The organism is Nocardiopsis sp. CNS-639 (assembly GCF_000381685.1).
GTDB classification, from domain to species: Bacteria; Actinomycetota; Actinomycetes; order Streptosporangiales; family Streptosporangiaceae; genus Nocardiopsis; species Nocardiopsis dassonvillei.
Genome location: NZ_KB906871.1, coordinates 47,787 through 65,381, shown reverse-complemented (window position 1 = coordinate 65,381; position 17,595 = coordinate 47,787). Strand labels below are relative to the sequence as shown.

The 17,595-nt window shown below is 76.7% G+C and carries 14 protein-coding genes; 3 read left to right on the top strand and 11 right to left on the bottom strand.

All coding sequences use genetic code 11. The features are described 5' to 3' along the window. Positions 1 to 56 precede the first annotated feature (56 nt). The 6 genes from G011_RS0122970 to G011_RS30175 all read right to left on the bottom strand — a co-directional run bounded on the left by G011_RS0122970 (position 57) and on the right by G011_RS30175 (position 9,194). The gene (locus G011_RS0122970) at positions 57 to 2,285 is read right to left on the bottom strand and encodes a TIGR03986 family CRISPR-associated RAMP protein (RefSeq protein WP_019610527.1); all 2,229 of its coding nucleotides are present in this window, start codon (positions 2,283 to 2,285) and stop codon (positions 57 to 59) included. Further along, positions 2,279 to 3,034 carry a hypothetical protein gene (locus G011_RS0122965; protein ID WP_019610526.1) on the bottom strand — a complete coding sequence of 252 codons (756 nt, stop codon included), beginning with the start codon at positions 3,032 to 3,034 and terminating at the stop codon, positions 2,279 to 2,281. Before G011_RS0122965 ends, G011_RS0122970 begins: the two co-directional genes overlap by 7 nt. Then, entirely contained in the window at positions 3,031 to 4,656 is a 1,626-nt protein-coding gene (locus tag G011_RS0122960) for an RAMP superfamily CRISPR-associated protein (RefSeq protein WP_019610525.1), read from the bottom strand. The genes G011_RS0122965 and G011_RS0122960 overlap by 4 nt, the downstream gene beginning before the upstream one ends. Beyond that, positions 4,653 to 6,431, bottom strand: a complete 1,779-nt coding sequence (locus G011_RS0122955) for a hypothetical protein (RefSeq protein WP_019610524.1) — start codon at positions 6,429 to 6,431, stop codon at positions 4,653 to 4,655. The genes G011_RS0122960 and G011_RS0122955 overlap by 4 nt, the downstream gene beginning before the upstream one ends. 136 nt (positions 6,432 to 6,567) lie before the next feature. Continuing rightward, on the bottom strand, positions 6,568 to 7,251 hold the full coding sequence (locus G011_RS0122950; protein WP_019610523.1) for a hypothetical protein: 684 nt from the start codon (positions 7,249 to 7,251) through the stop codon (positions 6,568 to 6,570). Next, complete coding sequence (locus tag G011_RS30175) at positions 7,248 to 9,194, bottom strand: hypothetical protein (RefSeq protein WP_155979825.1); 1,947 nt, start codon at positions 9,192 to 9,194, stop codon at positions 7,248 to 7,250. The genes G011_RS0122950 and G011_RS30175 overlap by 4 nt, the downstream gene beginning before the upstream one ends. 244 nt (positions 9,195 to 9,438) lie before the next feature. On the opposite strand from G011_RS30175, the gene G011_RS0122940 reads away from it, so the two are divergent. Beyond that, entirely contained in the window at positions 9,439 to 9,618 is a 180-nt protein-coding gene (locus G011_RS0122940; RefSeq protein WP_019610521.1) for a hypothetical protein, read from the top strand. Positions 9,619 to 9,709: 91 nt separating this feature from the next. Here G011_RS0122940 and G011_RS0122935 read toward each other — a convergent pair whose 3' ends face one another. Both G011_RS0122935 and G011_RS0122930 read right to left on the bottom strand, forming a co-directional pair. Continuing rightward, positions 9,710 to 10,666: a CRISPR system precrRNA processing endoribonuclease RAMP protein Cas6 gene (locus G011_RS0122935; RefSeq protein ID WP_019610520.1), complete on the bottom strand. Its 957-nt coding sequence runs from the start codon at positions 10,664 to 10,666 to the stop codon at positions 9,710 to 9,712. 242 nt (positions 10,667 to 10,908) lie between these two features. Further along, the gene (locus tag G011_RS0122930; RefSeq protein WP_019610519.1) at positions 10,909 to 11,448 is read right to left on the bottom strand and encodes a DUF1697 domain-containing protein; all 540 of its coding nucleotides are present in this window, start codon (positions 11,446 to 11,448) and stop codon (positions 10,909 to 10,911) included. Positions 11,449 to 11,721: 273 nt separating this feature from the next. Here G011_RS0122930 and G011_RS0122925 point away from each other — a divergent pair, with 273 nt between their 5' ends. Then, positions 11,722 to 12,738 carry a hypothetical protein gene (locus tag G011_RS0122925; RefSeq protein WP_019610518.1) on the top strand — a complete coding sequence of 339 codons (1,017 nt, stop codon included), beginning with the start codon at positions 11,722 to 11,724 and terminating at the stop codon, positions 12,736 to 12,738. Between the two features lie 98 nt (positions 12,739 to 12,836). Here the strand turns inward: G011_RS0122925 and G011_RS0122920 are convergent, their stop codons facing one another. Continuing rightward, positions 12,837 to 14,717 (bottom strand): cation acetate symporter, encoded by a 1,881-nt coding sequence (locus G011_RS0122920; protein ID WP_019610517.1) that lies wholly within the window; start codon positions 14,715 to 14,717, stop codon positions 12,837 to 12,839. Next, positions 14,714 to 15,160, bottom strand: a complete 447-nt coding sequence (locus G011_RS0122915) for a DUF485 domain-containing protein (RefSeq protein ID WP_019610516.1) — start codon at positions 15,158 to 15,160, stop codon at positions 14,714 to 14,716. The genes G011_RS0122920 and G011_RS0122915 overlap by 4 nt, the downstream gene beginning before the upstream one ends. A gap of 532 nt (positions 15,161 to 15,692) precedes the next feature. On the opposite strand from G011_RS0122915, the gene G011_RS0122910 reads away from it, so the two are divergent. Next, complete coding sequence (locus tag G011_RS0122910; RefSeq protein ID WP_013154013.1) at positions 15,693 to 15,968, top strand: Lsr2 family protein; 276 nt, start codon at positions 15,693 to 15,695, stop codon at positions 15,966 to 15,968. A gap of 363 nt (positions 15,969 to 16,331) precedes the next feature. On the opposite strand, the gene hutI is transcribed toward G011_RS0122910, so the two are convergent. After that, a complete protein-coding gene (gene hutI, locus G011_RS0122905) occupies positions 16,332 to 17,537 on the bottom strand; it encodes an imidazolonepropionase (RefSeq protein ID WP_019610515.1) in 1,206 nt (401 codons plus the stop codon). Between the last annotated feature and the right edge of the window lie 58 nt (positions 17,538 to 17,595).

The window sequence follows — 17,595 nt, the reverse complement described above, 5'->3', positions numbered from 1 at the left end:
GCGCTCACCCGGCGGACCCCCGGGAACGAGGACGGACGGGGCGGCCACCGGCGCGCCTACGCGCCGTGCCCCACCCGCCCTCCGGGCCTCCCGGCGTCGCGGAACCGCCGGGTGAGCGGGGGCAGCACCGGGTACTCGGCGAACTCGCGCAGGGACATCACCGCGGTCGCCTCCCAGGGCAAGCGGCCGCGCCACCGGCTGGCCAGGCACACGTCCACCGCCTGGTCCACCTCCCGCCAGCGCCCGGGTGCGGGCTCTCCCGGCAGGCGTCTGGCCGCCAGGGCGGCGCCGAAGGCGTCCAGGAACCCCCGGACCCGCTCCCGCCCGGCGCGCACGACCCCGGCGCCCGGGTCCAGGGACAGCGCGCGGGCGCGCCGGTCCACCAGGTACAGCTCCGGGCGCAGGTGGACGCTGCCCATGCCCAGCGACTTGCCCATGCCGATCTTGTGCGCGTGCTCGGGGTCGGCGGGGTCGCCCCCGTCCACGGGGTTGTCCAGCAGCAGGGCGCGCAGCAGCGCACCGAGTTCGCCGTCGGTGAGGTTGGTGAAGGTGATGCGTGAGCGAAAGGTGAGACCATCGCGGAGGGGGACGACGTCACGTTGGGTGTCGCGGGGCGGTTCGGGCCGGGACCCCGGAGCCAGCACCGTCAGCCCCAGCTCCTCCTGGGTGCGGGCGTCGTAGCGCACCGGTCCGCCCGGGGCGGCGCGGTGCCGGTGCAGGTACACCTTGTACCCGCCCAGTCGCACCAGGCCCTCGTGCGACCACGTGATGATGTCGGGCCGCTCCCCCGAAGCGGCGTCGGGCCCCTGGAGCAGGTAGTTGGCGAAGCAGCCGCGCTGGGGAGAGAGCAGCTGCACGCGCAGGGCCGCGCCGTCGGGGTAGTCCGGGTCGGGGTCGGTGCTCAGCGCGCTGCCGAAGGACACCCGGCCCTTGGACGCCCCCGCCTCGCCCGCGAAGGTGTCGGTGTCTCCGAACAGGGCCCGGCACACGTCCACCGTGCGCCCCGCCAGGGCGGCCCTGCCCGGGTCGCCGTGCTGGGGCCCCAGGACGGGCGCGGGCAGGGCCCGGCGGACCGGGTTGTCGTCGCTGACGGCGATACGGTAGCCGCCGGAGCGACCGAAGGAGACCACCTCTCCGGACGCGTCGAGGTCGAACCAGACCGGTTCGAGCCCGCGGCGGGGCAGGCCGCCGCCGCTGGCCCCGGCGACCGGTTCGCGCACGGGGTCGGCCGCGCCCGTGCCCAGGGTGTCGGGGAAGGCGGCGCGCTGGTAGCCGGTGACCTGCTCGGCCGACTCGAACAGCTCCACCATGGCGTCCGGGACGCGCAGGCGTCCGCCCAGGTCGGCGGGCCGGGGGAAGAGGTAGGCGTTGCGGCGCCCACCCGCGGCGACCCCGGTCAGGACCACCAGGGCCCGTACCACCCCTCCCCTGCCCAGGTCGCGGGCGTCGTCGGCGCGGGCGTCCAGGTAGGCGCGGGCCTCCTCCTCGGTGGGGGCGACGGCGGCCACGCGCCGTTCCCCGGGCAGGTGGACGGCGTGCACCCACCGGTACTGGAGGTGCCCGTGCTGTTCGTGGGTAGTGGGGACGTAGGTGTTGCTCCTGGGCGGATCGGGAAAGTCGTCGATGCCGAAGTCCCAGGTGCGCAGGCTCTCGCGCAGGACCGTGAAGGGCACCTTGAGCGCCTGGCCGGGCTCGCCCGACAGGGCGGTGGCGGGGACCTCGACCACGTACCAGCGCCCGTCGGACGGCGAGTGGAACAGGAACCCCTGCTTGGTGCGCAGCCCGGACCGGCGCCTGCGGTAGTGGGAGTGCTGGTGGGCCATGACCCTGCGGGCGCGCGTGGACAGGGCGCTGTCGGCGCTGTCGGGGTCGATGCGCACGGGCGCGCGGAAGAACAGCATCGGGGTGTTGACCGGGCCGGTCTCGCCGCTGGTGAGCATGCGCACGGTGTTGCGGACCAGGCCGCGCAGGGTCGAGCCGGGGACGGCGGGCAGGTGGCGGTCGCCGTGCGGGAAGCGGGTGGAGGCGTTCACGCGCCCGCGTTCGAGGGTCTGGCCGACGAAGGTGGGGGTGAGGGTGGTCAGGGTCAGGTCGATCCACCCGGAGTGGGTGCCCGCCACGGTGCGGTCGTGGCTGCGCAGCAGGTCGTCGGTGGGGTGGTCGCCGTGCAGGTCGGCGGCGGGCATGGGGGTGTCGGCGATCCGGACCAGACCGTAGGGTGCGGTGGCGTGGAACCGTCCCGCCCGCGGGCGCGGGGCGTCGCCGCACTCTCCGGGGCTCACCACGGCTGCTCCGCCCGCCGGATCTCGTCCCCGGTGCCCACGTCGAACTCCGGCCCGGTCGGCTTGACCCCCGGGCGCATCCCGGTGAGCCGGTGGAAGGCCACGCCCACCGCGCCGGTGGCGGGGTCCTGTGCCCAGTACTCGCGCACCGTCAGCCAGGTGCCCGTGCTCTCCAGGGCGGTTCCGGCGCCGGACACGGGCCGGAGGCGGCCGGAGAAGTCGGTCCACGCCACCGGGAGCACCGCCTGTGTGCCGGAGGGCTCGCGCGTCACCGACAGGGGCACCTCTCCGTCCAGGGTGCGGCTGGAGGAGGGGCCGTTCCAGCCCTGGAGGAGGAGGGAGCGCTCGCGCGGGCGCAACTCCTCGGGGATGTCGCCGGGGGCGTCCGCGCTGATCCACCCGGTCTCGGCGCCCTCCCCGAGCCGGATCTGCGCGTGCGGACCGAACACCAGGACCTCCAGGACCCGCCAGCGGTCGGCCGACCCAGGGGGCGCTGCCGACAGGTGGGCGGTGGGCGGCTGGTCCGAGCGGCGCCACCGCGGTCCCGGGCAGGCGCCGGTGACGCGGCCGTCGCCGAGTTCGGCGAGCAGCCACTGCGGCCGGTCCGGTGCGCCGGGCACGCCCGGGACGCCGGCGTCGAGCAGGCGGCAGCGGACACCGTGGACGAAGACGTCGTCGAGGACTCCGTCGACCTGCGCGGCGGTCAGTCGGCGCGCGGCCAGGCCGTGCGGGCGCGGGGGCTCGTGGTTCACCTGGGCTCCTCCGTGGTGGGCGCGGGGGCGAGCGCGGCGTGCAGGGCGGCCAGCCAGCCGCGGGCGGTGGCCGCGTCGGCGCTGTCGGGTGCGAACAGGGCGGTGAGCAGGTCCACCGTGTCCGGTGGCCCTCCGCCCGGGGGATGGGTGGTCAGGAGGGCGCGGGTGGCGGTCAGGCGCCCGTTCCCGGTTCCGGCGCCCGCGCCGAGGGTGTCGAAGGGTACCGTGGCCAGCTCCCGCACGAGGAGGGCGAGCAGACCGCGGACGGCGTCGTCGGGCTCGCGCACGTCCAGGACCGCCTCGGCGCCGCCGCCGCAGTGCAGGTCGGTGGTGAACAGGCGGCCGTCCACGGCGTCGCCGAAGAGGGAGTCCACGGTCAGCCGGGTGGCGGTCAGGGGCGCTCCGCCGGTGAGCACGGGGACGGTGCGCAGCCGGATCCGGGCGGGGCGCGGGAGGCCGCGCCGGTCGGTGTCGGCGCCCCACCAGTGGTCGTGCCAGTCGCGCCACCGGTCCGGCCCGGCCCCCAGGTGTTCGGCCGCGTCCCGGACCAGTCGGCCGCCGATCCTCTTGAACAGGGCGAACAGCGCGGTGTCGCCCAGGACCGGGGCGGGGTGGACGGCGGCCTTGTCCGGGTCGGTGACGGCGGGGCGGTGGCGGTGTGCCCGGTCCGCCTCGCCCAGGCGTTCGGGGGCGGGGGCGTCGCCGACCATGAGCAGGCCGGGCCTGGGGTCGCGCGGCGGCGGGGCGGTGGGATCGGGCTGCTCGGCGACGGCCAGGGTCAGGTGGAGTTCGGCGCGGTGGCGGCGGTCGGGCCGGTGCGCGCGGGCGAGCGCGCGGGCGGCGGTGGCCCCGCGCCCGCAGGCGCGCAGGGCCCCGGTCAGGGCGGTGGCCAGGTCGGCGGGGGCGTCGGCGAGCGTGTCGGCGCCCTCCTCCCAGCGCCGGGCCCAGGAGCGCGCGTGGTAGGCGAGCCAGCCGCGCTCGTCGGTGAGGTCGTGGCGGCGCGCCGACCAGTGGGTGGCGCGGACGGCGCCGTAGCCGCGGCCGGTGCGCCCGCCCACGCGGATGCCGGGGCCGGACCCGCCGGGCCCGGAGAGTCCGTCGCAGGCCAGGAGCAGCAGGGTGAGCAGGCGGGCCTCGTCGGCCGGTGCGGGCACGTGCAGGCGCAGGTGGGCGGTGAACACGGTGCCCGCGGGCAGGATCTCCCACCGCCACGTGCGGCCCGGCTGGACGGTGCCCGCGGCCGGGTCGACCCGGATGCCGGTGCGGACCGCGACCGCGGTGTCCTCGGGGAGTTCGGCGCGGGCGTCGTCCAGGTCCAGCGCGCTCGCGGCGGCCCCCTCCCCGCCCGGCGCGGCCTCGGACTCCGCCGAGCCCATGAGGGCGCGGACGTCGTCGGGGTCGCCCGTGCGGGCGGCGAGTTCGTGGCGCAGCAGCCCGGCCAGGGTGGTGGCGCGCAGACGGGGCGCGCCGGTGACCGGGTCGCGGTCCACGTGCAGGTCCGCGTCGCTTCCGGCGGCGTGGCGGGGCCTGGCCCGGGCCGCCCCGACGTGGGTGTCGGAGAGCAGGCACAGCCGCAGGGCGACCTCCCACAGCAGCCCGGGCGGGGCTGGCTCGCCGCTCACCCCGGGCCTCCCCCGCCGGGGCGTCCCCCGTCCTGCTCGGCGCGCGGCAGGCGGGCGGCCTCTGCCAGCCAGGAGGAGACCAGGACCAGGGCGAGGCGTGCGGCGGCATGGCGCTCCCAGTCGCGGGCGCGGGCGGACAGGCCCCCGTCCTCGGGGGGCAGGCCGTCGGGCAGGGAGAGGTCCACGGCGGCGACGGCCCGGGCGTAGGCGGGGCTGTGCACGGGGTGGGGCCGGTTGTCCCGCCACCAGGCCTCGGCCCCGCCGGACAGGTCCGCCAGCCAGGACCGGACGCTGACGGGGCGGTCGTGGCCCGGGCGGACCAGGCGGGCCCGGTCCAGGGTGCGCGCGGCGCGGTCGTGCGGGACCTTGGGGGTGCCCGTGTGGCCGGGGACGCGGCCGCGGACGGTGCGTCCGAGGGCGGCCAGGGCGTCCTCGGGGGTGGAGTGGGGGTGGGCGGCGACCTCGCGCAGGCGCCCCAGCAGGCCGGGGGTGAGCGGGGAGAGCCGGCGGGCGGAGCCGCGGACCAGGGCGCGGGCGTGGTCGCGGACGGGCTGGACGGCGGCGTTCCACAGGAGCGCGTCGTACAGGGCGCGCAGCTGGTCGTCCTCCTCCCCTGGCGGGGGCGCCGCGGCGGGGACGGCGCGGCCGTCGGGGAGGGCGACGGTGCCCGGCGGGCGGCCCGCGAGGGGGGCGGCCGGCGGGGCGAGGGGTTCGGGGCCGGGAGGGGGCGGGCAGAGCAGGGTGAACTGTCCGTGCCCGTCCACGACCCGTTCGCCCAGGGGGTGCGCCTCCAGGTCGCGGACCCGCCCGGTGTCCAGGTCTCGGTCCAGGGCCAGGCGGACCACAGCGCCGGGTCGGGCGGCCCAGCGCTGGGCCATGGGGCCGTGGTAGCCGCGGTGGTAGGCGCCGACGAGCCCGGCCTCGGCGTGGCTGGCGAGGACGCGCGCCCGGGCGCCGGGCAGGCGCCGGGCCAGGAGGTCGAGCACGGCGGGCACCAGGTGCGCCGGGCGGTACTGGCCGTCGTCTCCCACCAGCAGCGCCGGGGAGAGCAGGAGCAGGTCGAAGGGGGTCCCGGCGGTCCAGGAGCGGGGGCCCGAGGGTTCGACGCGGTCGGGCGACAGGAGGCGGTCGGGGTCGGCGGGGGCCACGCGGACGCCGCCGTGGGCGCGGGTGCCCCCGGAGCCGAGGGTGAGGGTGCCGTCGGCCTGGGCCAGGAAGGCGGCGAGGCGTTCGGCGAGCGCCCTCAGGGCGGCGTGGTCGCGGGCGCGCAGCTGCCAGCGGGCCTCGAAGACCTGGCCGGGGTCGATGCTGGTGGTGAGGAAGGGCACGCCCCGGGGCGCGTCACCGGTGCGGGGGCGGCCGAGGTACTGCTCGGTGGTGGTGCGCACGGCGGCGCGCAGGGAGCGGTCCGGGGTGAGGGGGTCGCGGACCGCGCGGTAGGGCGTGGCCGGGTCGGTGGGGCCGAAGGCGTCGACGGTGGTGTCGCCGTCCTTGCCCGGCGTGTACAGGTGGGCGGGGGCGGGGTGGGCGGCCCCGGCCTCCAGAAGGGGGTGGGCGGGGGCGAAGCGGATCTGTTCGCCGCGGGCCACCCAGTCGTGGAGTTCGCGGTCGCGGCCGGCGCGCCGCAGCGCGGCGGCGAGCATGCCGCGCTGGGCGCGGCCGCTGACGGAGTGCTCGGAGTCCACGCGCAGCGGGTCGAAGGAGGTGCGTACGGCGAGGGTGTCGGTCAGGACGTAGCGCAGCGGAAGGTAGCCGCTCACCGCGAACCCGCTCACGTGCCTCCCTCCGTGTCCCGGTGCGGTCCGGTGCCGCGCCGTGGTGTCCGCGCCGGCACCGGGTCCGCGCCCCCGGCGGTGTTCCCCGCCGGAGGGGCGGTGGGTCCGGGCGTCGCCGTGCCGGGGGAACGGAGTCTCATGGGGGTGTACCTTCCCGTTCCCGGCCGCCGTTCACGGGCGCGGCCAGGCTCAGGGTCACCTCGTGCGGGTCGCTCCCCCCGGCCCCGGCCAGGCGCACGTCCACCCGGCCCCGGCCGCGCGTGCCCCTGGACCCGATACGGGTGGTGGCCAGGCAGGCGCGGGCCAGCAACCGCCAGTGCTCTTCCCCCGGCGGGGAGGCCCAGGTCAGCGCGGCGGTGAGCGTCAGGCCCGGCAGGAGCGTCCGGTGCGTGCGCAGGCGGCCCGGCTCGGGCGCGCCGTCCGGGCCCACCGCGATGCCCGACTCCAGGGTCGTGTAGGCGTCGGTGACCGCGCGGCGCAGGGTGGAGCGCAGCGGTTCGGCCCGCCCGGCGAGCGCGCGGGCGACCGCGGCGCGCACCCCGTCGCCCAGGACGGCGTGTCCCACCCGCAGCATCCGGTCCGCGCCGTGCGAGCTCCCCCGGCCGAAGACCTCGTCGCAGGCCCAGGCCAGGCCGGGCGCCACCGCCAGGGCGCTGACCGCCCCGGCGCGCAGCCGCGCGGCGAGGCGGTGGCGGGGCAGGTAGGGCAGGCCGTGCTCGTCGGTGACCACGTCGGTGTCGGCGCCCGTGCCGTCCGCGCTGGCGCCGACGAACAGCGCGGGAGAGGCCAGGTGCACGGTGACGCGGTCCGGGCGGCTCACCGGAACGCGCCCCGCGGACGGGCCGCCCCGGTACGCGGACCGCCGCTCCCCGCCCGCCGCTGGGGGCGGTGGGGGTCGAGGGCCGCCGCCAGCCCGGGGTCCAGGTGCAGGTCCATCACCTCGACCGCGTCGAGCAGGCCGCCGGGCGTCCAGTCTCGGGGCAGGTCGACGGGCCCGCCCGTCGCGTGGGCGCGGCGGGCGAGTTCGGGCTCCGGGTCGGCGCCCGACTCCAGCAGGGGCACCAGCGCGGAGACCAGCCAGCCCCGCTGACGGATGTCCCCGTCGGCGAGCAGGCTGCCCGGCGCGGTCGCGGACAGGTACCGGTCCAGGAAGCGGGCGAACCCGGTCCCGGTCAGGGGCAGGGCGGTCCGCGGCACGGGCGCCCGACGGGCCCGGTCCAGGCGGCGCAGCACCCGTCCGACGCCGTCGAGGCGCGTCGTCCAGGCCACGGCGTGCTCGTCGCCCGCTCCGGGGTCGGCCTCGGCGGTCTGGAGGCGGTGCTCCTTGGCGCGGCGGCACATCGCCTCGCACAGGTCGTAACCCAGCGACAACGGGGCGCCCACCGGCTGCACGGCCACGCCCACCCCCACCGTGGGCACGAACGTGGTGTGCGCCGCGCCGTCCGGCGCGACGACGGCGCGCCCGCCGCCGGGGCGGTCGCCGTGGGCCTCGGCGAGCGCGCGGTGCAGCCCCACCCGGGGGTCGCGGTCGTCGCCGACGCGCTCGGGGTCGGCGTCCAGCCAGTCGAGGGCGTAGCGCACCAGGCTGAGGGCGATCCGGGCGTCGCACAGCACGGTCAGGTCGTCTCCGGCGACCACGACGGGGCGGACCGGCAGGGACACGGGCCCGGGCGGCTCGTGGTGCAGGGTGATCGGCGCGGCGGCGCCGGTTCCCGGAATGAGGGGTCGCTGGCCGGGTCCGGCGTGGACGGTGGCCGCCACCGCGCGCACGAGGACGCGGGCCAGCCCTTCGGTGAGTCCGGCGATGCGGGTGGACAGGCGGCGCTGGGCGAAGGCGCCCGAACCCGGCACGGCCGGGTCCCCCGCGCGTTCGCGGTACTCGCCCAGGAGGGCGCCCAGGCCGTTGACGTCGATGTGGACGACCGCGACGCGGCTGAGACCGCCGTGGTCGCGGCCCAGGCGGTCCACCTCCATCGGCAGCGTCAGGGCGGGGGCTCCGGCGGCGGTGACGGCACCGGCCAGCCAGTCGGAGCTGTGGGCGCGGTGCCAGCGTCGGCCGATCCCCCGGGCCCGGGCGACGTCGGCGGTCACCCTCTCGTGCACGTCGGGGTGGTCGTCCTGGGCGCGGCTGCTGTCCACCGACTCGGCGGGGCCTCCGCTGACCGAGCACACGGCGGTGATCCCGTACCCGTGGGCGGGGGTGTGCAGGGCCGACATGTGCCGACGCGCCTCGCGCAGCCGCGCCGGGAGCAGGGCCAACGCCTCGTCCACCCCGGCGGCCGCCGTCGTGTCGGCGCCCGGCGCGCGGTCGGGCCCCGGGGCTCCGGTCGTGTCCGTGTGCTCCGGGGCGGCGCCGCCCGGCCCCCCGGCCTCGGGACCGTAGGCCACGTGCGCCACCACGGGGGTCAGGTCCGCGGCGCGGTCGCGCAGCCTGCGCGTGTAGCGGGCGGTGAACCCGCGCGCCGAGGCCGCGTCGGGGAAGACCGCGGTGAGCGCCCCTCCGGCGTCGCGCAGCACCACGCAGTCCGGCGGTACGAGGTCGGCGATCCCGTGCTCGGCGTCGGAGGTGTCGGTCAGCTCCGCGACGAGGGCGGCGCGCCCCACCGCGTCCAGGATGCGCCGACCGCTGTACACGTAGGCCTGGATGCCGCGCAGGTCGACACCGACCACCACACCGCTGGACGGTGTTCCCCCCGGTCGCGTCGGGGCACCGGGGGGCCGGTGCTGCTCGGGGGCGAAGGTCACCGTGTCGGGCTCCTCCATCGGCGGGACGTGCGGGAACGCGGCGCCGCCGTGCGGCGCCTGCTGACCTCTCTCGGACGGTGCCGCACGACGCACCGGTACCAAGCGATACCAGCCCGGGGCCGGGGGACCGCGCCCCGCCCCGGCACGACGCGCCCGCTCCCGGGGCGCGGCGGCCTCCTCCCGTGGGCCCGCCGCCCGGGCGCGCGGCGCTGTCCGAGAGAGCTGGGTGCACGCACACCGCCCCGGTACGGAAGGTTCCCCGATGGCCCCGCACACGTCCGAGACGATCGCGCCGCCAGGGCGCGACGCGTCCGTCCCCGCCGCCGCGAACGGCGCTCCGCTCACCCCCCACGACCTCGTGCCGCACCTGCGCGGCCTGGCCCGCGCCCTGCGCGACCGGGGCGCGGACCGGGCCGGGCGGGAGCGCGCCCCCTCACCGTGAGCGCACGCCGTCGGCTCCCACCCCCGTCCACGGGGTGGGAGCCGACGGCCGGGCCGGGCACCGGTGCGGCCACCGGTCCCGGTCGGCGGGGTCAGTCGAACAGGGCGCCCCCGAACTCCTCCTCGGCGACGGCGTGCGCCCGGGTCTCACCCACGCGCTGCGGGGCGCGGCGGGACACCCGGTGCGGGGTCCGCCGGGGGCGCTGGGCGGGTACCCGGGCGGACGGCTGGCCGCTGGTCACCGTGTCCACCTGCACCGAGCCGAAGCCCTGGGCGGTGTACTTGCCCGTTCCGGTCAGCTCCAGCAGTTCCAGGAGGGTGGCGAAGGCGTCGGCGTGGCGGCGCTCGCCCCCGACCAGGTCCAGCCGCAGCCCGCCGTGCCAGCCGAGCACGGTGCGGTTGTCGGCGTGCTGGTGCTCGGCCAGCCGCACCTCCTCGCCGGGCAGGGGCTCGCGGCGCACCCGGGCCAGCCCGCCGAACACCAGCTCCAACCAGGGCTCGGCCAGGGCGGACGGCGCGAACCGGGCCACCGCGCCCACGGCTCCGCTGCCGCCGACGATCCCGCCGCCCGAACGGTGCACGGCGCCGAAGAGGCGCCGCGGGGTGGGCCAGATGTGCGGAATGCGCTCACCGGCGGCGTCGCGGGTGGTCATGACGATGGGGGTCCGGCTGCGCACCGCGGCCGAGCGCACCGCGGACGGGCCGCGCGGCTCGGTGAGCATCTGGGTGTAGGTGCGGTCGAAGGTGCGGGTGACCGAGAGGGGCACCAGCAGGTGGTCGCCGATCCGCTGGGGGGCGCCGACCAGCTCCTCCGGTGCGAGCGGGGGCGGGGTGTCGTCGTCCAGCCAGGTGAGCGTCCAGTGGTGCAGGCGGTCGCCCAGGGGCGAGGGCCACCCGTTCATGGCCCACCGCTTGGCGGCCGCGTGCTCCTCCGGCGACTGGGGCCACCAGCGGTTGAGCAGTCCGTGGCAGTCCTCGGGCCGGATCGGCCGCGCCGTGTCCGCCAGATCTCGCAGGATCACGGTCCACCGCATCGGCACGGGCACCACCCCTTCACTCGGTCGCGGAGGCGGGCGCACACCGCCGAGGACTCCTCTCGGACAGTGCCGGGCCCGGTCCACGGCCTCGCGTTCCCACGGGCACCGCCCTCCGTACCGGGACCGGGGCCGCCCGTGGGCACCCGCTTCCGACCACCGGCCGCGTACACGGTCCCCGCGGACGGGGTCACGGCCCTGCGAGCGGGCGCCGAGTGCGCCGGGCCTTCGGACGCGCACGGCCGCGGACCCCCGGTTCAGCCCTCGGCCATCTCCAGCAGGCGCAGCACGGTGCGCCAGTTGCGGCCCGTCACCGTCCCGTCGACGTGCCGGGCCACGAGGTCGGGGAGTCTGGCGTGTCTGAGCCCCAGCTCGTGGTGGGTGTAGACCTGGTCGCCCACCACAGCCATGCGCTCGCGCGGGTGGGCGGACGGGTCGAGCGCGGCCAGACCGGCGGTGTCCACGGCGCCGGAGCAGAACAGGACGAGGAACTTGGCGGGGTCGGGGACGGGGAGGGGATTGGCCTCCACCGCGGCGCGCAGCTGCCCGGCGGTGCGCACCACGGTCGGCACGTCGAGCCCGAGTTCGGCGTTCACGGCCTCCCGCACCCGCCGGGCCACGGCGTCGGGCCGCGTCCCCTCGGCGCTGAACACCGCGTTGCCGCTCTGGAGGTGGGTGGCCACGTCGCCGTAGCCGAGTCCGGTGAGCAGGGAGCGCAGGTCGGCCATGGCGACGCGGCGGTGCGCACCGAGATTGATTCCGCGCAGCAGCGCGACGTACCTGGTCATGCCCACCATTGTGCCGAGACGGCGACGGTGTGTACAAGTGTTCGATCGCGGCTGTGGACAACCCTCCGCGACGCGGCCGACGACGGGGCCGTCCGTACCCGGCCACGGCGGGCGCGGCGGTGCCGCGGCTGCCGCACCCGGCCTCGCGAACGCGGCGGCCCTGCGGATTCCGACCCCTCCCGTGGGCCCCGGCGGGCGCCGCGGGTGCGTACGCTGGCACGCGTAGGCGCGGCTCCCTGGCCGCCGCGCAGACGTGAACCGCACCACGACCCCGGAGACGCCGTGCCGCGCCTGAGCCACACCTTCGACATCACCGCAGTGGACAGGGAGGTGGTCGAGCGTATCGTCGCCGCCCTGCACGAGGTCGCGCGCAGCTGCCGTTTCGACGGCCGGGGCTGGCTGCTGACCCCCGACGCGCCGACCCGGGCCCGTCTGGACCGGCGGGCCGACGAACTCGGCCTGCTCGACGGCGAGGAGGCCGAGCGGTTGCGGGAGGAGCGGCACCGCGCCGCCGAGGAACTGCGCGGGGGCGGCGCCGACACACCGGCCGAGGCCGACGAACTGACCGTGGCGGCCAGCGAGATCTCCCTCCAGTTGCAGCGGGGGCGCCACCTCGAACCCCGCAGCCACTACCTCATCGCCGAGCTGTCCCCCGAGGGCGTTCCCGTCGATCCCGCCGACGACGAGGAGAAGGGCTGGAGCGGCACGGGCGTGACCCTCACCTCCTGGGACGAGGCGGGCACCACCTCGGCCGAGTTCGCCATGCCCGACACCGTCGGTACGCAGGAGGACCCCGTGACGTGGGGAACCGTCACCCACGACGCCCCCGCCGGACTGCTCACCTGGAACGCGCGGGTGCGGCTGCCCGGGCGCGGCGCCTGGCTGCGGTCGGCCGAGGGCACCCTGGAGGTGGACACGGGCGCCTGGTACGAGGCCGTCGCGCGGGGCCGGGACACCCCTCCCGTGCAAGTGCGGGCCACGCACTCCCTGGCCCGGATCAGCGCCTGGCTGTCCCCTTCGGTCTCCGCCGACGGCCGCTGGGCGGTGGAGGCCGTGCTCGACGTGCGCGGCCGGGGCGTGTTCCGCCCGGTGGTGGCGGCGGCCTTCTGGGCTGTCACCGCCTCCTTCCGCAGGGAGGACAGGCGCACGGCCCGCCAGGAAGGCGGAGAGCCGACCACGCGCGAGCGCCTGGACCAGACCGCCCGCGCCTGGGACCGCGTCGCCCGCAACGCGCCCCGGATCCCGGAGCTGCTGCACGAGGTGGCCCGGGCCATGGCCGAGGCGACCCCCGGGGACTGACTCCCCGCCCTCCCCCGGGCGCTCCCGATCCGACCCCGCCGCTCCCGGCCCCGCTACCCGCCTCCGGAAACCCCTCCGCCCCGGAGCCCGCGCGCGGGTCAGTCCCGCTCGGCGCCCCACCCGGTCAGGGAGCGCACCCGCAGCTCGGTGAAGCGCGCGGTGTCGCGCTCCGACGAGAGCAGGCTGCCCACGACCGCGCACGCGAAGCCGAACGGCACCGCCAGCAGCGCCGGGTTCTCCATCGGGAAGAGCTGGACGTCGATCCAGGCGGGCAGCACCGACAGGTTCTCCCCGGTGACGGGGTCGGTCCTGCCCGACATCACCGGCGACAGCAGCATGAGCAGCAGGGTGGCGGACAGGCCGCCGTAGACGCCCCACTCCACACCCCTGGTGTTGAAGCGGCGCCAGAACATGGTGAGCACGATGACCGGCAGGTTGGCCGCGGCCGCGACGGCGAAGGCCAGCCCCACGAGGAAGGCCACGTTCATGTCCTGGGCCCGCACGGCCAGCACGACGGCCACGGCGCCGATCACGCAGGCGGAGAGCCGTGCCACACCCACCTCCTGCGACTCCCGGGGCCTGCCCCACATGAGGATGTGGCCGAACAGGTCGTGCGCGATCGAGGAGGACGAGGCCAGGGTGAGGCTGGCGATGACGGCGAGGATGGTGGCCAGCGCGACCGCCGAGACCAGCGCGAGCAGCACGGCCGCGCCCGCGGGACCGGCGGTCAGCCGCCCCACCTCCTCGGCGAGCATCGGCACCGCGGTGTTGCCCGAGGGGTCCGCGGCCGCGATGCGCTCGGAGCCGACCAGCGCCGCGGCGCCGAAGCCCAGGGCCAGCGTCATGAGGTAGAAGGCCCCGACCATGACGATCGTGCGGTTGACCGACGAGCGCGCCGCCCGGCCGTCGGGCACGGTGTAGAAGCGGATGAGGATGTGCGGCAGCGCGACGGTGCCCAGCACCAGGGCCAGCCCGAGGCTGATGAGGTCGAGCTTGTTGAACAGGGTCCGGGCGGGGTCGCCGGAGATCTCCACCCCGAAGCGCAGCCCCGGTTCCAGGAAGGCCCGACCGTGCCCGCTGGCCTCGGCGGCCCCGCCGAGCAGGGCGCGCGGGTCGAAGGCGAACAGGGTCAGCACCAGGGCGGTGAGCAGTCCGGTGGCGGCCAGCAGCGCGACCGCCTTGATGATCTGGAGCCAGGTGGCCGCCTTCATGCCGCCGTACATGACGTAGACGATCATGAGCACGCCCACGAGCACGATCACGCCCGTGCGGGCCTGCTCGGCGCCCATCCCCAGGAAGGTCCCGCCGTCGTGCAGGCCCAGCAGGACCGCGACCAGGGCCCCGGCGCCGACCATCTGCGCGACCAGGTAGAACACGCACACGGTGACGGTGGAGACGGTGCAGGCCAGGCGCACCCGCATCCGGTTCATCCGGAAGGCGGGCAGGTCGGCCATCGTGAAGCGGCCGGTGTTGCGCACCAGCTGGGCCATCGGCAGCACCAGCAGCCAGGCCACCAGGAAGCCGATGGAGTACAGGAAGCCGTCGTAGCCCTGGAGGGAGATCATCCCGGCGATGCCCAGGAAGGAGGCCGCGGACAGGTAGTCGCCGGTCAGGGCGAGCCCGTTCTGGGTGCTGGAGAAGCCGCGTCCGCCCGCGTAGAAGTCGACCGCGCCCCGGGTGGTGCGCCTGGCGCGGACGGTGACGGCGAGGGTGACCAGGACGAACAGGGCGCACAGGCCCACCGTCCAGGCGTGCGCGACGCCGAACTCGCTCCCCAGCGCGCCGCCCAGGGCGTCCAGGGGGTCGGCGGCCGCGGACGGAACGGTGGACGCGGACGGTGCTTCGGCAGCGGGCGGTTCGGTGGGCGCGGACGGTGCGGCAGCGGCGGGCGTTTCGGTGACCGCTGCCACTCCGGCGGCCACCGCGGCGGTGCCGTCCCCCGTGACGGCACCGCCCGCGGCCGCTGCGGCGGCGCTCATCGGCCCGCCGCCGTCCCGTCGGCGGCCTCCCCGCCGCGGGCCTCCTCGCGGATCTCCCGTGCGAGGGGGTCCAGGGAGCGTTCGGAGAAACGCCCGAACGTCCAGGCGAGCGCGAACACCCACAGGAACTGTCCGATTCCCATGACCAGTGCCACGTTCACCGAATCCGTGAGCGTCCTGCCCATGAAATCGCGCGCGTAGGCGGAGAGCAGAAGATAGGACAGGTAACCGAGCAGGAATGCCGATACCAGCAGTCCCGTCTGGAGCGCGAACCGCCTTCGGAGTTTCACGAAACGCGGATCGGCCGACACGCGCTCGCAGGCGCGCGTGCGTTCGGCCCGCGCGCGCCGCCGCTCCGCCGCGGACACGGTTCCCCCCGGTCGCGGCGCCTGCCCCCGGACGCCGACACGCCCTCTGTGGACACCCTCCATGTACTCGACCACGGCCCTCCCCCTGCTCCCTCTCTCCGGACGCCGCTCCCCCACGGCGTCCGCCGTTCCCCGTGTGCGCGGCGCGGGCGCCGCCACGGGTCCGCCCGGAGGGAACGGCCGAACACGGCTCTTTCCCCCGGATGGGGCAATACCCTAGCGATGCGCCCGGCGCCGTGTTCGCCAAACGCACAAATCGGTGTTCGGCAATGGCGCGAAAGCGTTTCGAGAAACGGACAAAAAACCGGAAGACAAACACGCGGTGCCATAACGGCCGCCCCGCCGCGGACGTGCGTCCCGCCGCCCGCACGGCGGGACGCACGTCCGCGGGCGCCCCGCCCGCGGACGCAGCGCCCGCGCGGACCCCCTGGTCACCCCGGGCACGCCCGCCGGACACGGGCGCACGCGCCCCCGAATCTTCGCTAGGCTTCGGGGCGACCCCGAACCCGTGACGGCACATCCGGCGTGCAGCCGGTTTGCGCTTTCGTACAGGTGTATGATTAATGGGTCCGCTCTGTTCACGCGATACCGAAGGGAAATCCCCGCCGTGGTCACCGAGGTCTTCACGCTCAAGTACTGCGATCCCCACGCCGTCAGCGAGGAGAAGGTCGAGGCGACTGAGGTCATCCAGTTCGCCTGGGAGGGTGTCGTCCGCGAGGTCGACGCGTGCGCCGACTGCTTCAAGGAGCACGAGGCCCGTCTGGAGCCCCTCGTCGACTACTCGCGTCCGGTGAAGAAGCGCCGCGTCACCAAGAAGGCCGCGTCCTCCTCCTCCGCGCCCGCCGAGGGCTCCGACGACTCCGCGGACGACGAGTCGAACTAGCCAGCGTCCCCGGGCGCGGACCCGCGCCCTCGGGAACGGCCTCATCGCGTCAACCGCGAGCGGGGGCCGACGACACCCCCCAGTGATCGTCGGCCCCCGCGTTCTGTGTGCGGCCCCGGGCGGGAGCCGCGTGCCCGGTCCCGGCCCGCGGGCCGCCGTCCCGGCACGCCCCGGGTTCACCGCGGACCTCCTCGGAGGGAGCGTGGGTCGGTGCCCCACCGCCGCGGAACGACGCTGTACCGCGGCGGCGGACACGCACCGACGTGCATCCAGGTTGGGTGCCGCGGGTTTCGGGGAGATTAGCCGTTCGTTGAGTTCATGAGGACATTGGATGACCCGCTCGTCACACCGCGCCCTCCGTTCTCAGGGGCGCCCCGAGACCAGCTCCCCGTCCTTCCAGACCGCCGCGACCTGGGGGACCCCCGGCCGGTAGGCGAGGTAGAGGTGGTTGGGCGCGTCCAGCAGGACCAGGTCGGCGCGCGCGCCGGGGGCCAGGTGGCCGACGTCGGTGCGGCGCAGCGCCCGTGCCCCTCCCGCGGTGGCCGCCCACACCGCCTCGTCGGGGGTCATGCCCATGTCGCGGACGGCGACCGCGACGCAGAAGGCCAGGCTGGAGGTGAAGCACGAACCCGGATTGCAGTCGCTGGCCAGGGCGACCAGGGCCCCGGCGTCGATGAGCGCGCGGGCGTCCGGGTAGGGCTGGCGGGTGGAGAAGTCCACCCCGGGCAGCAGGGTGGCGACCGTGGGCTCGGGGCGCGCGGCAGCCTGGGCCAGGGCGTCCACGTCCGCGGGTTCCAGGTGGGTGCAGTGGTCGACCGAGGCGGCGCCCAGTTCGACCGCCAGGCGCACGCCCGGCCCCGGGCCCAACTGGTTGCCGTGCACGCGGGGCAGCAGTCCGCGCTCCGTCCCGGCGGTCAGGACCCGGCGGGAGGCGTCCTCGTCGAAGGCGCCGCGCTCGCAGAAGACGTCGATCCACCGGGCGTGCGGCGCGCAGGCCTCCAGCATGGGCCCCGTGACCAGATCGACGTAGCCCTGGGGGTCGTCGGCGTACTCGGGCGCGACCACGTGCGCGCCCAGGAAGGTGACCTCGTCGGTGACGCGGGCGGCCACGGCCAGGCAGCGCTCCTCGTCGGCGGCGGTGAGCCCGTAGCCGGACTTGACCTCCAGGGTGGTGGTGCCCTGGGCGCGGGCCTCGCGGAGCAGGCGCCGGGCCCCCGCGAGCAGGTCGGAGTCGGAGGCCTCGCGGGTGGCGGCCACGGTGGTGCGGATGCCGCCCGCCGAGTAGGGCTGGCCGCTCATCCGGGCGGCGAACTCACGGCTGCGGTCGCCCGCGAAGACGATGTGTGAGTGGCTGTCGACGAACCCGGGGACGACGCAGCGCCCGGCGGCGTCGATCCGCGCGTCGGCGGCGGGCGCCTGGGCGCGCGGGCCCGACCAGGCCACCCGGCCGTCCTCGACGACCAGCGCCGCGTCCCGGACCTCGCCCACCGCGCCCCGTCCCCGGGAGGGGTCGTTGGTGACCAGGGTGGCGATGTCGTCGATGAGGATGCTCTCGGGTACGTCGCTCATGTGAGGACCTCCTTGATCAGATTCGTCAGTGGCGCAGGCCCTGTGCTTCAGGATTGGG

Coding starts and splice junctions, on each gene's coding strand:
- G011_RS30175 (WP_155979825.1), bottom strand. CDS start 9,194: ATGGAGGAGCCCGACACGGTGACCTTCGCCCCCGAGCAGCACCGGCCC.
- G011_RS0122940 (WP_019610521.1), top strand. CDS start 9,439: ATGGCCCCGCACACGTCCGAGACGATCGCGCCGCCAGGGCGCGACGCG.
- G011_RS0122930 (WP_019610519.1), bottom strand. CDS start 11,448: ATGGTGGGCATGACCAGGTACGTCGCGCTGCTGCGCGGAATCAATCTC.
- G011_RS0122920 (WP_019610517.1), bottom strand. CDS start 14,717: ATGAGCGCCGCCGCAGCGGCCGCGGGCGGTGCCGTCACGGGGGACGGC.
- hutI (WP_019610515.1), bottom strand. CDS start 17,537: ATGAGCGACGTACCCGAGAGCATCCTCATCGACGACATCGCCACCCTG.